Source organism: Anaeromyxobacter sp. SG17, from assembly GCF_022690695.1.
Classification (GTDB): Bacteria; Myxococcota; Myxococcia; order Myxococcales; family Anaeromyxobacteraceae; genus Anaeromyxobacter; species Anaeromyxobacter soli.
In genome coordinates this window covers 1-13,199 of sequence record NZ_JALCYX010000056.1, presented here as the reverse complement: position 1 = coordinate 13,199, position 13,199 = coordinate 1, and the positions used below count along the sequence as shown (strand labels likewise).

General features: G+C 75.7%; 14 protein-coding genes and 2 pseudogenes. 9 read left to right on the top strand and 7 right to left on the bottom strand.

Annotated elements, in window-relative coordinates:
- The first annotated feature begins 12 nt into the window (after window positions 1–12).
- The 4 genes and pseudogenes from MNY60_RS17440 (at window position 13) to MNY60_RS17425 (ending at window position 4,549) form a co-directional block, all read left to right on the top strand.
- Window positions 13–633, top strand: a complete 621-nt coding sequence (locus MNY60_RS17440) for a phosphoribosylanthranilate isomerase (protein WP_242356497.1) — start codon at window positions 13–15, stop codon at window positions 631–633.
- Window positions 630–1,838, top strand: a pseudogene (gene trpB, locus MNY60_RS17435) (tryptophan synthase subunit beta); the annotation flags it as partial. The gene MNY60_RS17440 and the pseudogene trpB, both read left to right, overlap by 4 nt.
- A gap of 200 nt (window positions 1,839–2,038) precedes the next feature.
- Window positions 2,039–2,767 (top strand): tryptophan synthase subunit alpha, encoded by a 729-nt coding sequence (gene trpA / locus MNY60_RS17430; protein ID WP_242361252.1) that lies wholly within the window; start codon window positions 2,039–2,041, stop codon window positions 2,765–2,767.
- A 369-nt stretch (window positions 2,768–3,136) separates the two neighbouring features.
- Window positions 3,137–4,549, top strand: coding sequence for a hypothetical protein (locus MNY60_RS17425; RefSeq protein WP_242361250.1), 1,413 nt, complete (start codon window positions 3,137–3,139; stop codon window positions 4,547–4,549).
- 45 nt (window positions 4,550–4,594) lie between these two features.
- Here MNY60_RS17425 and MNY60_RS17420 read toward each other — a convergent pair whose 3' ends face one another.
- Both MNY60_RS17420 and aroF read right to left on the bottom strand, forming a co-directional pair.
- Complete coding sequence (locus MNY60_RS17420) at window positions 4,595–4,804, bottom strand: hypothetical protein (protein WP_242341156.1); 210 nt, start codon at window positions 4,802–4,804, stop codon at window positions 4,595–4,597.
- Between the two features lie 128 nt (window positions 4,805–4,932).
- Window positions 4,933–5,949, bottom strand: coding sequence for a 3-deoxy-7-phosphoheptulonate synthase (gene aroF, locus MNY60_RS17415; protein WP_242341155.1), 1,017 nt, complete (start codon window positions 5,947–5,949; stop codon window positions 4,933–4,935).
- A gap of 194 nt (window positions 5,950–6,143) precedes the next feature.
- On the opposite strand from aroF, the gene MNY60_RS17410 reads away from it, so the two are divergent.
- Together MNY60_RS17410 and MNY60_RS17405 are read left to right on the top strand one after the other, a co-directional pair.
- Window positions 6,144–6,983, top strand: a complete 840-nt coding sequence (locus MNY60_RS17410; RefSeq protein WP_242341154.1) for a triacylglycerol lipase — start codon at window positions 6,144–6,146, stop codon at window positions 6,981–6,983.
- Between the two features lie 125 nt (window positions 6,984–7,108).
- On the top strand, window positions 7,109–7,555 hold the full coding sequence (locus tag MNY60_RS17405; protein WP_242341153.1) for a hypothetical protein: 447 nt from the start codon (window positions 7,109–7,111) through the stop codon (window positions 7,553–7,555).
- A gap of 51 nt (window positions 7,556–7,606) precedes the next feature.
- On the opposite strand, the gene MNY60_RS17400 is transcribed toward MNY60_RS17405, so the two are convergent.
- Together MNY60_RS17400 and fsa are read right to left on the bottom strand one after the other, a co-directional pair.
- Window positions 7,607–7,822 carry a hypothetical protein gene (locus MNY60_RS17400; RefSeq protein ID WP_242341152.1) on the bottom strand — a complete coding sequence of 72 codons (216 nt, stop codon included), beginning with the start codon at window positions 7,820–7,822 and terminating at the stop codon, window positions 7,607–7,609.
- 113 nt (window positions 7,823–7,935) lie between these two features.
- On the bottom strand, window positions 7,936–8,583 hold the full coding sequence (fsa, locus tag MNY60_RS17395; protein WP_242341151.1) for a fructose-6-phosphate aldolase: 648 nt from the start codon (window positions 8,581–8,583) through the stop codon (window positions 7,936–7,938).
- Window positions 8,584–8,670: 87 nt separating this feature from the next.
- On the opposite strand from fsa, the gene MNY60_RS17390 reads away from it, so the two are divergent.
- A complete protein-coding gene (locus MNY60_RS17390; RefSeq protein WP_242341150.1) occupies window positions 8,671–9,702 on the top strand; it encodes an SIS domain-containing protein in 1,032 nt (343 codons plus the stop codon).
- Window positions 9,702–10,412: a class II aldolase/adducin family protein gene (locus tag MNY60_RS17385; RefSeq protein ID WP_242341149.1), complete on the top strand. Its 711-nt coding sequence runs from the start codon at window positions 9,702–9,704 to the stop codon at window positions 10,410–10,412. Before MNY60_RS17390 ends, MNY60_RS17385 begins: the two co-directional genes overlap by 1 nt.
- Here MNY60_RS17385 and MNY60_RS17380 read toward each other — a convergent pair.
- The gene (locus tag MNY60_RS17380; RefSeq protein ID WP_242341148.1) at window positions 10,409–11,086 is read right to left on the bottom strand and encodes a DUF2238 domain-containing protein; all 678 of its coding nucleotides are present in this window, start codon (window positions 11,084–11,086) and stop codon (window positions 10,409–10,411) included. The two genes, MNY60_RS17385 and MNY60_RS17380, sit on opposite strands and share 4 nt — an antisense overlap.
- A gap of 87 nt (window positions 11,087–11,173) precedes the next feature.
- Between MNY60_RS17380 and MNY60_RS17375 the strand changes: the two genes are divergently transcribed.
- Complete coding sequence (locus tag MNY60_RS17375; RefSeq protein ID WP_242341147.1) at window positions 11,174–11,794, top strand: FmdE family protein; 621 nt, start codon at window positions 11,174–11,176, stop codon at window positions 11,792–11,794.
- Between the two features lie 22 nt (window positions 11,795–11,816).
- On the opposite strand, the gene MNY60_RS17370 is transcribed toward MNY60_RS17375, so the two are convergent.
- Together MNY60_RS17370 and MNY60_RS17365 are read right to left on the bottom strand one after the other, a co-directional pair.
- Complete coding sequence (locus tag MNY60_RS17370) at window positions 11,817–12,422, bottom strand: glutathione S-transferase family protein (protein ID WP_242341146.1); 606 nt, start codon at window positions 12,420–12,422, stop codon at window positions 11,817–11,819.
- Window positions 12,423–12,463: 41 nt separating this feature from the next.
- Window positions 12,464–13,199, bottom strand: a pseudogene (locus MNY60_RS17365) (hypothetical protein); the annotation flags it as partial.

Sequence of the window (13,199 nt, the reverse complement as noted above, 5' to 3'; positions counted from 1 at the left end):
GACTTTGCCCCGGTGCCCTCCGTGAAGGTCAAGATCTGCGGCATCACGCGCCTCGAGGACGCGCTCCTCGCGGTGCGCCTCGGCGCGGACGCGCTGGGGTTCAACTTCTGGCCGGGCTCGAAGCGGTTCATCCCGCCCGCGGCGGCGGGCGAGATCGTCCGGCGCCTCCCGCCCGGGGTCGAGACGTTCGGCGTCTTCGTGGACGCGTCGCGGGAGGAGATCCTCGCGGCCCTCTCGGCGTCGGGCGTGACGGTCGCCCAGCTCCACGGGGACGAGCCCCCGGCGCTGTGCGCGTCGCTCCCGGTCCCGGCGGTGAAGGCGATCCGCGTCGAGGGGCCCTCGTCGCTCGCCGCCCTCGCCGCCTACGAGGTCCCGGCGTTCCTGCTGGACGCGCCGGGGCCCGGGTTCGGCGGCAGCGGCAGGACCTTCGACTGGTCGCTCGCCTTCGAGGCGGCTCGCGCGGCGCGGGTGTTCCTCGCCGGGGGCCTCACCCCCGAGAACGTGGGCGAGGCGGTGCGGCGGGTGCGGCCCTACGGCGTCGACGTCGCGAGCGGCGTGGAGAGCGCGCCCGGCGTGAAGGACGAGGACAAGCTGCGGCGGTTCATCCAGGCGGCGAAGGAGGCAGCACGATGACGGTTCCGGTTCCCCTCCCCGGCCCGCGCGGCCGGTTCGGCGCGTACGGCGGGCGCTACGTCCCCGAGACGCTCGTCCCAGCGCTCGAGGAGCTCGAGGCGGCCTGGCGCGCCGCGCGGGAGGATCCGGCCTTCCGCGCCGAGCTCTCCGACCTGCTCACCCGCTTCGCAGGGCGCGAGACGCCGCTCGGCGACGCCCGGCGCATGAGCGCCGACGCCGGCGGCTGCCGGGTGCTCCTGAAGCGCGAGGACCTCTGCCACACCGGCGCGCACAAGGTGAACAACACGCTCGGTCAGGTGCTGCTCGCGCGGCGGATGGGGAAGACCCGCATCATCGCGGAGACCGGCGCCGGCCAGCACGGCGTCGCGACGGCCACCGCGGCGGCGCTCTTCGGGCTGCCCTGCGACGTGTTCATGGGCGCGCTCGACGTCGAGCGGCAGGCGCTGAACGTCTTCCGCATGCAGCTCCTCGGCGCGCGCGTCGTCCCGGTGGAGTCCGGCTCGCGCACGCTCAAGGACGCGATGAACGAGGCGCTGCGCGACTGGGTGACGAACGTGCGCGACACCCACTACATCATCGGCTCGGTCGCGGGCCCCCACCCGTACCCCGCGCTGGTGCGCGACTTCCAGTCCGTCATCGGCGCGGAGGCGCGGGCGCAGTGCCTCGCGCTCACCGGCCGGCTGCCCGACGCGGTCGTCGCCTGCGTGGGCGGGGGCTCGAACGCGATGGGCATCTTCTCCGCGTTCCTCGAGGACCCTGCCGTGAAGCTCGTCGCCGTCGAGGCCGCCGGCCACGGGCTCGCGAGCGGCCGTCACGGGGCCTCGCTCGCGAAGGGGACGCCGGGCGTCCTGCACGGCTCGCGCAGCTACGTGCTCCAGGACGAGAACGGGCAGATCCGCGAGGCGCACTCGATCAGCGCCGGGCTCGACTACCCGGGCGTCGGCCCCGAGCTCGCCCACCTCAAGGACACCGGCCGGCTCACGCTCATGCAGGCCACCGACGTGGAGGCGCTCGAGTCGCTCCAGTACCTCGCGCGCATGGAGGGGATCATCCCGGCGCTCGAGACCGCGCACGCGGTCGCGGCGGCGCGCGAGGTCGCGCGCGCGCTCGGGCCCGACGGGCTCGTCGTGGTGAACGTCTCGGGCCGCGGCGACAAGGACGTCGAGCAGGTGCGCCGCGCGCTCGCCGCGCAGGCCTCCCCGCCCCGGAAGGCGGCGCGGAGGAGCCGCGGCCGGCCGGCGCCGCGCCGGAAGGGAGGCACGCGAGGAGCACCGCGAGGTCGAGGGCGCGCGCGGGCGGCGCGCGCGAGGTGCCGGGCGTCGCCGCCGCGGCGCCGGCGGACCGGATCGCCGCGGCGTTCGCGCGCTGCCGCGACGCCGGCGAGGCCGCGCTCGTCACCTACGTCATGGGCGGCGATCCCGACGTGGCGACGTCCAAGGCGCTCGCGCTCGCCTGCGTCGAGGGCGGCGCCGACCTGCTCGAGCTCGGAGTGCCGTTCTCGGATCCGATGGCGGACGGGCCCACCATCCAGCACGCGGCGGAGCGCGCCCTCGCGTCGGGGACGACGCCCGACGGCGTGCTCGAGGTCGCGGCGGCGGTGCGCGCGCGCTCGGACGTGCCCATCGCGCTCATGGGCTACCTGAACCCCATCCTCGCGCGCGGCGTCGAGCGCTTCGCCGACGGCTGCGCGCGCGCCGGGGTGGACGCGGTGATCATCCCCGACCTCCTCCCCGAGGAGGCGGGCGACGTCGCGCCCGTGCTGGCCTCGCGCGGCGTCCGGACCGTGTTCCTGCTCGCGCCCACCTCCGACGCGGCGCGCGTCGAGGCGGCGGCGCGCGCGGCGACGGGGTTCCTCTACTTCGTGTCCGTCACCGGCGTCACGGGCGCGCGCAAGGCGGTGGCCGCGGAGATCGGCCCGACCGTGGCCGAGATCCGGTCGAAGAGCCCGGTGCCGGTGGTGATCGGGTTCGGCGTGTCCTCTCCCGCCCAGGCGCGGGAGCTCGGGGCCCTCGCGGACGGCGTCGTGGTGGGGAGCGCGATCGTGCAGCGGATCGCGGAGGGCGGGACGCGCAAGGCGCGCGCCGAGCGCGTGACGCGCTTCGTGCGCTCGCTCAAGCGGGCGCTCCGGCGCTGAGCGCTCCCCGCGCTGCCCACCCGGCGGCGCCGCCCCGGCGGGCCGTCGCGTGCGGGGCGACGGAACTCCAACGTTCGGGTGGCCGCGAGCGCGGCCGCCCGCGCGATGCGAACGCTTCCACTCCTCCTCGCCGCCTCTATCGCGATCGCCGCGTGCGGCTCCAAGAGCGAGCCCGCGCCGGCCAGCCCCGGCCCGACGCCGCCGAGCGACGGCGGCGCGCCCCCGTCCGGGGGCGGCGCGCCGTCGGGCCCCGCCATCGCGCCCGGCGAGCAGCCGCCCGCGCCGACCGAGCCCCCGCCGCCACCGGGTCTCGCCCCGGGGGACATCGGCCCCGGCGGCGGCCCGATCGACGGCGTCCCGACGACGCCGGTGCCACCTCCCGACGCCGGCACGCCCGCCGCGCCTCCCCCCACGCCCCCGCCGCCCATCGCGAGCCCGTGCGAGCTCTCGGTCGGGCTCGACGGCGGCCCCGCGCTCGAGGCGACGGCGGCGCGACACCCCACGCCTGCGTGGGAGCACCGTCCCGCCGCAGGCATGCGGCTCCGATGGGACGGGGTCCTCGACGCGGACGGGAACCTCTACTGGACCGAGCTCGCCGACGACGGCACGGGCGAGGTCGTCTCCGCCACGCGCGCGGGCCGGGTCCGCTGGCGCGCGCCCGCCGCCCACCTGGCCGCGCACGTCGCGCTCGTCGCGGACGGCGTCGTCGCCGTGCTCTCGCAGCCCACGATCGAGCCGCTCGGCGTGCCCGGCACCGCGCTCGAGGCGTTCCGCGCCGCGGACGGCGCGCCGCTCTGGACCCGCGACGTGGTCGCGGACGCGGCGCCGCTCGTGCCGGAGGCGGCGGGCCCGGCGCGCGCGTACGTGGGGGAGACGCACCCCGCGGCGGCGGACGGGGTCCTCTTCCTCTCGCTGACGGCGCTCGGAGCGGACGGCTACCAGTACCCGGGCGTGCTCCGCGTCGACCTCGAGAGCGGGAAGCTCGTGTCGCGGCGCGCGTTCGAGGGGGCGCGCACGATCTGGATGAGCTCGCCCGCGGCGATCGCGCCCGACGGCGCGCTCCTGTTCTCGGCCAGCACGGACGTGGTGGGCGCGACGGTCTACGCCACCGCGCCCGACGGCGGGGACCGCTTCGCCATCGCGCAGCCGAGCGATCACGCGAGCTGGCTCGCGAACGTGTCCGACCGGTTCGCCTTCGTGCAGTCGTTCCCGGACAGCCGCTTCCTCCCCGACGGCGGGCCGGCGTACGTGGACTGGCTCCGCCTCGAGGACGGGGCGCGGGCCGGCCGCGCCACCGGCGTGTCCGGCGAGGTGCTCTCGGCGGGAGGCTTCGCCTACGCGTTCGGCATCGGCACGGTCGCGCGCCTCGACCTCGACGGCTGCGCCGTCGCCTGGCGGCGGACCCTCGCCTCGGAGCCGCCCTCCGATCGCTCGACGCACCCGCACCTCACCACCGCGGTGACCGCGGTGACCGCGGACGGCGGCGTGCTGGTGCTCTCCGAGCTCGACGTCTATGGCGCGTCGTCGCTCGACGTGACGCTCGGGACCGCGGCGCTCGTCGCCCTCGGCCCGGACGGCGTCGAGCGCTGGCGCGCGGAGCTGCCGGTGGATGCGCTCTACGGGGGACCGGGCGCGCTCCACGGCGGCCGCTGGTTCGTCGCCCCGCTCCTGCCCGACCGGTCCACGGCGGTGCTGCGCGCGTTCGACGTGGGGATCGAGGGCGCGGAGCGGGGCTGGATCGCGCCCGACGGCGGGTTCGCCCGCGCGCGGCGCGCGAGGTAAACCAGGGAGTCGCGCCCGCGCGGATCGCGGATCAGGATCGGTCGCTCAGGCGATTCCGCCGGCGGGGTGGACGATGTGGATCCCGTCCTCCTGCCGCTGCATGTGCGGGCGGCTGATCCAGCGGCAGCGGCCGCAGAAGCTCCGCGCCTCGCCGTCCGTCACGCGCACGTCGAGGTCTCCGCCGCACAGCAGGCAGCCGTTCGGCAGGCGAAGGTCCTTCGAGTCGGTCGTGGGCGCCTGTGGCTCGTGCCTCATGCCACGACCGTAAGACCTGATCGTGGCTTGGCAAGTCGGGCGCACCGCTTGGCCCGCCCCGTCGGGAGCGTTGGGGACGAGGGGACGCTCGCCGGCGCACCTCGGGCGCTGCGCGCGGGCCGTCTCGCTCAGGCGACGGCGCGCCCCACGGCGCCGGCGATCACGCGCACCTGCCGCATGAGCTCGTCGAACTCGCGCGGCGTGAGGGACTGCTGCCCGTCGGAGAGGGCCTTCTCCGGCCGCGGGTGCACCTCGATGATGAGGCCGTCCGCGCCCGCCGCGACGCCGGCGCGCGCCATCGCCGCGACGTGGGCGCGGAGGCCGATGCCGTGCGAGGGGTCCACCACGACCGGCAGGTGCGTGAGGGCCTTCAGCACCGGCACGGCGTTCAGGTCGAGCGTGTTGCGGGTCATGGTCTCGAACGTGCGGATCCCGCGCTCGCAGAGCGCCACCTGGTAGTTGCCGCGCGAGACCACGTACTCGGCGGCCATCAGCCACTCCTTGATCGTGGCGGACGGCCCGCGCTTCAGGAGCACGGGCTTCCCGAGCGTGCCGAGCTGCTTCAGGAGCGAGAAGTTCTGCATGTTGCGCGCGCCGATCTGGAGGACGTCGGCGTACTCCGCCACCATCGGCAGCGTCTCGACGTCCATCACCTCGGTCACGACCTTGAGGCCCGTCTCCTCGCGGGCGAGCGCGAGCAGCTTCAGGCCCTCCTCGGCGAGCCCCTGGAACTCGTAGGGGCTCGTTCGCGGCTTGTAGGCGCCGCCCCGGAGGAAGCGCGCGCCGGCCGCGCGCACCGCGTGCGCCGCCTCGAGCAGCTGATCCTTCGACTCGACCGAGCACGGCCCCGCCATGATGGCGAGCGCGTTCCCGCCGAGCGGGACGCCGCCGACGTCGATGACCGTGTCCTCCTCCTTCACCTCGCGCGACACGAGCTTGAAGGGCTGCGAGACGCGCAGCGCCTCCTGCACGCCGGGGAGCGTCTCGAAGAGCTCCGGCTCGAGGCCCCCCTTGTTGCCGGTGATGCCGATGGCGACTCGCTGGGCGCCCGGGATGGGGTGGGCGGAGAGCCCGAGGGAGCGGACTCGCTCCACGACGGCGGCGACCTCGCCCTCGCTGGCGTGCGGCTTCATGACCACGAGCATCGGAACCTCCGGCAGGGAATTCCGAGTCTTAGCGCGTGGGAGCGACCCACTCAAGGACGGGCGCGCCGCCCGGACCCCGCGCGGCCGGTGAGGCGGGCGACCTCGGTCCTCCCCCGTACGGACCCGCTCGTCAGGTGCGCCCCCCTGCCGCCGTCCGTGCGGCGTATTAGACTGACCTTCGGGAGGCGCTCCGTATGAAGCTCCTTCGGATGATCCGGCGGGCGGCGCGGCAGGTGGACGAGATCGCGGCGGCGCTCGAGCTGCCCGGGACGGCGGACCGGATCGAGAAGCGGACGGACTTCGCGCACTGCCCGCGCCCGGTGCTCCTGCTGCACGGCTTCTTCGCCTCGCGCCGCACCTTCGACATCCTCGAGCGGCGCCTGCGGCGCGACGGCTACGGCGTCTTCTCCCTCCGCCTCGGCGGCCTCGGCGGCGCCTTCAACACCCGCGGCATCGACGACGTCGCGGACCTGGTGCGCGCGAAGGTCGAGCGCATCTACGCCCGGAACCCGGGCATGGGGCCGCTCACGATCGTCGGCCACTCGAAGGGCGGCCTCGTCGCCGCCTACTACGTGAAGCGGCTCGGCGGCTGGCGGCGCACGCGCGCGGTCGTGACGCTCGGCACCCCGCACCACGGCACGCCCCTCGCCTACCTCGGCCTGCCGCTCGGCGGGGTCTCGCGCTCGGTCTGGCAGATGATGCCCGGGAGCGCGTTCCTCGAGCGGCTCCACGACGGCCCGTGGCCGGCGCAGGTGCGCCTCGCGTCCATCTGGTCGCGCCGCGACGGGTGGGCCCCGTTCCCGAGCGGCGTGATCGAGACGCACGGGCTCCCGCACCTCGTGAACGTCGAGGTGAAGGGCGATCACCGGACGTTCGTGACGGGGAAGCGCGTCTACGAGGTGCTCCTCCGCGAGATCCGCGCCGGCGAGAGCGAGGCCCCGGTGATGCGCGGCCCGCTCACCGCGATGCGGGGCGGCCGCGCGGAGCGCGCCGCGAACGGCGCCCGCAAGGAGCCGGGCACCGACGCCGCCTGAGCTCGCGGGGGCCGCGCCGTTCGTCGGACGGGGGGCTGGACCCGCCCGCAGACGAATTACCTTCGCCCGCTCCGCGCCGCCGCGCGCGCGACGCGCCGCGGCCGGCTCGCGCTACACTCGGGCACGTGCGAGACCGCCGCTTCGACTTCCTCTACGAGCGCGAGAAGCAGCCGGTGAAGGCGTACGTCCTCGAGCGCTTCGCGGGCGAGCTCGCGCGCGAGCTCGAGGCGTGGCCGCCGCCGTTCCTGGACTGGGTGTCCGAGGAGCTGCGCGCGCGCTGGTCGGCCGGCGCGGCGGAGCGGCCGCGCGACGACGTGCTGCGCTTCGCGCTCGAGCTCGCGCGCCTCGACCTCCTCCGCGACTTCGAGGGCGTCGAGCGGCGCCTCGCCGAGGACGCTCACCGGCTGCAGACTCCCGCCGAGGGGGCGGCCCTCCACCTGCTCGTCCGCCTGGTGACCGAGAAGTGCCTGGGCCTGAAGGAGCACGCCGACCGCGTGCGCATCGGCCGCGAGGACCTCGTCGCGATGATCGACGACGTGGAGCGCCGCCTGTTCCGCGTGACGCTGGGCTGATCCCGGCCGCGGAGGAGGCGGCCGACCGGGTTGCCCGAGCGGGCGGCGACGTCAGGATCGGCGCGCGGGGGGCGTCGGGCCCCGGCGACCGGAGAAGACGATCCAGAAGAGCGCGATGACGATCGCCGCGGCGGCGACGATCCAGACCCAGCCGAACCCGGCGCTCGTGGCGGCGGCCGGATCGGCCGCCTGGGCGAGCACGAGGACGGGCGCGAGGAACGCGACGACGGCGGCCAGGACTGCCGACGGACGGGCGAGCGATGGCATGTTCCCTCCTCCCGCGGCCCGAGAGGACGCGGCACGGGCGAACGATGCGCATCGGGGGAGCGCCCGGCACGCGGGGCGCCGGGCGGCGCCGGACGGAGGGCGAGCCCGCCGCGCTACTTCTTCGGCACCTTCTCCCAGTCGGCGAGGAACTTCTTGAGGCCGCTGTCGGTGAGGGGGTGCTTCGCGAGCTGCTCGATGACGGAGTAGGGGATCGTCGCGACGTCCGCGCCGAGCCGCGCCGCCTCGAGCACGTGCACCGGGTGGCGCACCGAGGCGACGAGCACCTTCGTGTCGAAGTCGTAGTTCCGGTAGATCTGCAGGATGTCGGCGATGAGCGCCATGCCGTCCTGCGAGATGTCGTCCAGGCGTCCGACGAAGGGCGACACGTAGGTCGCGCCCGCCTTGGCGGCGAGGAGCGCCTGCACCGCCGAGAAGCAGAGCGTGACGTTCGTCTTCACGCCCTCGTCGGAGAGCACCTTCACCGCGCGGAGCCCCTCGACGATGAGCGGGATCTTGATGACCACCTGGTCGCCGTACTTGGCGTAGGCGCGCGCCTCGCGGAGCATGCCCTCGGCGTCGGTGGCGGTGACCTCGGCCGAGATGGGACCGGGGGCGAGCGCCACGATCTCCTTCAGGACCTCGTCGAACGCCCGGCCGGTCTTGGCGACGAGCGAGGGGTTGGTCGTCACGCCGTCGCACAGGCCGAGGGCGAGGGCCTTCTTGATCTCGCCGACGTCGGCGGAGTCGATGAAGAACTGCATCGTGGGCTACCTCCGGAGGGGCGTCCCATAGCGCACCGGCCCGCGCTGCCGCAAGAGGCGCGAAAGTGCTATATCGCGCGCACCCTCATGGCCAGCCGACCGAAGGCCCGCGTGGTTCGCCTCCCCCGCTCGCGCGCGAAGCGGCCCGCGCACTCCGATCGCTCCCTGCTCGACTATGGCCGGACGGTGCTCGACGCCGAGGCGCGCGCCATCGCCGCGGTGCGCCTCGATGACCGCTTCGCCGAGGCGGTCCGGTGGGTGCTCGGGTGCCGCGGCCGGGTGGTCGTGACCGGGATGGGGAAGCCCGGCTTCGTGGCGCAGAAGATCTCCGCCACGCTCGCCTCCACCGGCACGCCCTCCCACTTCGTCCACCCCGCCGAGGCGGCGCACGGCGACCTCGGCCGGATCACCAAGGACGACGTCGTCATCGCGCTGTCGAACTCCGGCGAGACCGAGGAGATCCTCCGCCTCCTGCCGGCGCTCAAGAAGATCGGCGCGCGGGTCGTCGCCGTGACGCGCGACCGCGTGAACCCGCTCGCGCGCGCCGCCGACCTCGTCCTCGCCATCGGCGACGTCGCCGAGGCCTGCCCGATGGGCCTCGCGCCCACCGCCTCGACCGCCGTGCTGCTCGCGGTCGGCGACGCGCTCGCCATGACCGTGCTCGCGAACCGGCCCTTCGAGAAGGAGGAGTACGCGCTCTTCCACCCCGGCGGGAAGCTCGGCCGCGGGCTCATGAAGGTCCGCGAGCTCATGCGCGGCGCCGAGGCGAACCCGGTCGTGCGCGAGGACCAGCCGCTCTCCGCCGCGGTGGCGCGGATGACCGAGACGCCCGGCCGGCCCGGCGCGACGAGCGTGGTGGACGCGGCGGGCAAGCTGGTCGGCATCTTCACCGACGGCGACCTGCGCCGCCTCGTCGAGCACGGCGAGACCGACTTCACGCGCCCGGTGTCCTCCTCGATGGGCCGCAACCCCCGCACCGTCCGCCCCGACGCGCTCGTGGTGGACGCCGCGCGCGTCCTCCGCCAGGCGCGCATCGACCAGGTCCCGGTGGTCGACGAGGAGGGCCGCCCGGTCGGGCTCCTCGACGTGCAGGACCTCCTCGCCGCGAAGATCCTCTGATGGCGCGCCGCCGCCCCGCCGCCCGCGCGCCCCGCCGCGCGCAGCCTCACGCCGCGCCGCGGAACGCCGCGGCCGGAGAGCGCGCGCTGCGCGCGGCGGTCGTCGAGATCTGCCGCCGGCTCCACGCCCGCGACCTCATCGGCGCGGGCGAGGGCAACGTCTCCGTCCGCCTCGGCCCGGACCGGTTCCTCGTCACGCCCTCCGGCGCCAACAAGGGCTACCTCGCCCCCGGCGATCTCGTGGTGGTGGACGGGCGCGGCGCGGTGGTGACGGGGGGCGGGCGCGCCTCGACCGAGCTCCGCATGCACCTCGCCGCCTACGCCGCGCGCGAGGACGTCGCCGCGGTCGTGCACGCGCACCCCGTCACCGCGGTCGCGCTCACGGTGGCCGGGATCCCGCCGCCGAACGACCTCGTGCCGGAGGCGGCGGTCACGCTCGGCGAGATCGCCGTCGCGCCGTTCGCCACCCCCGGGACCGACGAGGTGCCCGCCTCGCTCGCGCCCCTGTGGCCGCGCCACGACGTGGTGCTCCTCGAGCGCCACGGCGCGCTCGCCCTCGGGCGCACGCTCGACGAGGCCTTTGACCGGATGGAGACGCTCGAGCGCGTGGCGCGCGTGGCGCTCGTGGCGCGGCTCGCCGGGCGGTGCGAGCCGCTCCCCGCCGAGGCGATCGCGAAGGTGCTCGCCGCGGCCGGCCGGCCACCGCGCTAGGGCGAGCGGACCTCGAGCGCCCCGAGCTGCCGGTCCTGCACCCGCGCCAGGGCGAGCTGAGCGGCCAGCGCGCCGAGGAGCGCCATGAACATGTCCCACTGCGTGTCCCACGGGTCTCCCTGCGTCCCGAGGAACGCGTCGGCGGACTGGCCGAGCGAGAGCGCAGCGCCCCACTCCACGAGCTCGTACAGCGCGGAGACGGCGAGCGCGACGGCCGTGACGAGCACGAACAGCCAGCGCCCGCGCCGGAGCGGCGAGGTGCGGAGCAGCACCTCGCGCGCGACGAGCGCCGGGACGAAGCCCTGCGCGAGGTGGCCGAGCCGGTCGTAGGGGTTGCGCGCGAGCCCGAGCGCGTCCTGCGCCCAGAAGCCGAGCGGCACCTCGGCGTAGGTGTAGTGCCCGCCGACGCAGAGGATGGCGGCGTGGATCGCGAGCAGCGCGTACAGGAGCGGCGTGAGCGGGAACGCGCGGCGCGTGGCGACGAGCACCGGGAGCGCGGCGAGGACGGGCGCGACCTCCATGAGCCAGGTGAGCCGGTCCTTGGGGCCGATCCCTGAGACGGCGAGCGCGAGGAGCGCCACCGCGAGCGCGGCCGGGCCCGCGCGCCCCGCCGGGCGAGGGAGGGTGTCCGGGACGGCGGCGTCCGGCGGGTTGGGCGCGGCGGTCGGTGGCATGGCCGCATCGTCCCGTGCAGGAAGCGCTCCGTCAATCTGCACCGGATCCGGAGCCCCCGGCTCCCACGCGCGGAGGCGCCCCGACCCATGCAACGACCGAAGCGAGAGCTCGAGTGCGGCGAGCTGCTGCACGGCCACCCCTGCCCGCCGCTCGCGCTCGGCCTGCGGGCCGGCCACGCCGCGCTCGGCGCGCTCGAGACCCCGCGCGCCGTGGAGCGCGAGCTGTTCGCCATGGTCGAGGTGGGGGGTGATCACTACGGCCAGGGCTTCGCGGACGGTGTACAGGTCGCGACGGGGTGCACGTTCGGCAAGGACCTGATCGTCCGCGTGCCGCACGGCAAGCTCGGCCTCACGCTCGTCGACCAGCGACGCCGCAGGGCCGTCCGCGTCGCCGTGCGCGGCGAGGTGGACGAGGCCCTCGAGTCGAGCGAGTGGTTCCGCGTCTGCGAGGCCAGGGGACAGCCCTGGGCGCCGGTGCCGGACGAGGTGCTGGAGCCGCTCCTCGGCTTCGTGCGCGCGACCGCGGAGGACCGGCTCTTCTCGGTGAGCCCGGTCTTCCCCATGGAGCTCGAGGACGGGACGCCGTCCTTCCGGACGGTGCCCTGCGACGCCTGCGGCGACCGGGTCCTGCTGCCCTACGTGCGGGAGCGCGGCGAGGCGCGGCTCTGCCTCCGCTGCGCGGAGCGGAGGGCCCTCCCGCCCCGCTGAGCCTCGCCGGAGTCGCTCCCGGTCAGTCCGCCGTGGCGCGCTTCCAGGCCGGCCGGCCGCGGAGCCTTAGCACGTACGCGTCGGCCGTCGGCATGCCCTCGAGGCCGCAGAGGAACCTCCCGTACGAGAGGATCGCCGCGACGACGACGTCCACGACCGAGAGCTCGTCTCCGAGGAGGAAGTCGCGGCCCGAGAGCGCGGCGTCCACCGCCTTCGCGGCGGCGTGGAACCGGGCCGCGCTCCGCTCGACGCACGCGCGGTCCCGCTCCGGCTCGGCCTTCTTCAGCTCCGCGGCGAGCGGCGCGAGCGGCGGCTCGAGCTCGGACAGCGCGAAGCACAGCCACTGGTAGGCGAGCGCGCGTCCCGGGGAGCCGGGGGGCGGCAGGAGCCTCCCCTCGCCGTAGCGCTCCGCGAGCCAGAAGCAGATCGCGCCGGACTCGAAGATGCGGACCTCGCCGTCCTCCAGCACCGGCACGTGGCCGAGCGGATGGCGGGCGAGGTGCTCGGGGGTGCGCGTCTCGGCCTTCGCCGGATCGAGCCGGACGAGCTCGTAGGGGATGCCGAGCTCCTCGAGGACGATGCGGGGGCGCGAGGCGCGGGTGCGGGGAGCGTAATAGAGCTTGGGCATGGCCGTCCGTTGTAGCCGCGCGGCCGCGGCCGCGCGAGGCATCATCGGCTCATGCGGGCCGACTGGGCGGCCGCGATGCGCCGCTCCACCTCGCCGGTCGCCATCATGAGACCATCCGTGTAGGGACCGTTCGGCTGCACCTCGCCCACCCGCTTCCACAGGGCGCGCGCTCGCTCGAGCTGACCGATGTTCCCGTTCGCCGTCTCCGCGAGGGCCAGGCCGAGGAAGTACATGGCGTCGGGCTGGTCGGGGATCCGCGCGAGCACCTCCTCGTGGTCGGCGATGGCCCCGGGCGCGTCCCCCGCGAGGAGCTTCGCGTTCGCGCGCTGGATGCGCGCCCCGATGGACGGCTCGAGCGCCGCGCGGTAGCAGAACGCCGCGCCCGCCCCGTCCTTGCGCCGCGCGCGCGCCTCTGCCGCGCGCACGAGCGGCTCGAAGCCGCGCTTCTCGGAGCGCGTGCACTCCTGCTTCACCGCGGGGCTGGGCTCCCTGGCGCGCACGGCCGCCGGGAGCGCCAGGTAGTCCTTCCAGGCCGGCTCCGCGACCGCGATCGCCTGGTCGTACCAGCCGATCGCGTCCGCGTAGCGGCGCTCCTGGTAGTAGAGGTCTCCGAGCGCGCGCAGGATCTCGAGCGGCTTCGGCGCGGTCGCGAGCTGCCCCTTCATCGCCTCGACCTGGGCGAGGAGCTGCGAGGACGACGGGAGCCCCTGCGGCTCACCGGCCCCGGGCGCCGGCGCGGCAGGCGCGCCCGCCGGCGGCGGCGCGGCGGGCGAGGGC

Coding starts and splice junctions, on each gene's coding strand:
- MNY60_RS17370 (WP_242341146.1), bottom strand. CDS start 12,422: ATGCCCAAGCTCTATTACGCTCCCCGCACCCGCGCCTCGCGCCCCCGC.
- MNY60_RS17385 (WP_242341149.1), top strand. CDS start 9,702: ATGGCGCGCCGCCGCCCCGCCGCCCGCGCGCCCCGCCGCGCGCAGCCT.
- MNY60_RS17380 (WP_242341148.1), bottom strand. CDS start 11,086: ATGCCACCGACCGCCGCGCCCAACCCGCCGGACGCCGCCGTCCCGGAC.
- MNY60_RS17420 (WP_242341156.1), bottom strand. CDS start 4,804: ATGAGGCACGAGCCACAGGCGCCCACGACCGACTCGAAGGACCTTCGC.
- MNY60_RS17375 (WP_242341147.1), top strand. CDS start 11,174: ATGCAACGACCGAAGCGAGAGCTCGAGTGCGGCGAGCTGCTGCACGGC.
- MNY60_RS17400 (WP_242341152.1), bottom strand. CDS start 7,822: ATGCCATCGCTCGCCCGTCCGTCGGCAGTCCTGGCCGCCGTCGTCGCG.
- trpA (WP_242361252.1), top strand. CDS start 2,039: ATGGGCGGCGATCCCGACGTGGCGACGTCCAAGGCGCTCGCGCTCGCC.
- MNY60_RS17390 (WP_242341150.1), top strand. CDS start 8,671: ATGGCCAGCCGACCGAAGGCCCGCGTGGTTCGCCTCCCCCGCTCGCGC.
- MNY60_RS17410 (WP_242341154.1), top strand. CDS start 6,144: ATGAAGCTCCTTCGGATGATCCGGCGGGCGGCGCGGCAGGTGGACGAG.
- aroF (WP_242341155.1), bottom strand. CDS start 5,949: ATGCTCGTGGTCATGAAGCCGCACGCCAGCGAGGGCGAGGTCGCCGCC.
- fsa (WP_242341151.1), bottom strand. CDS start 8,583: ATGCAGTTCTTCATCGACTCCGCCGACGTCGGCGAGATCAAGAAGGCC.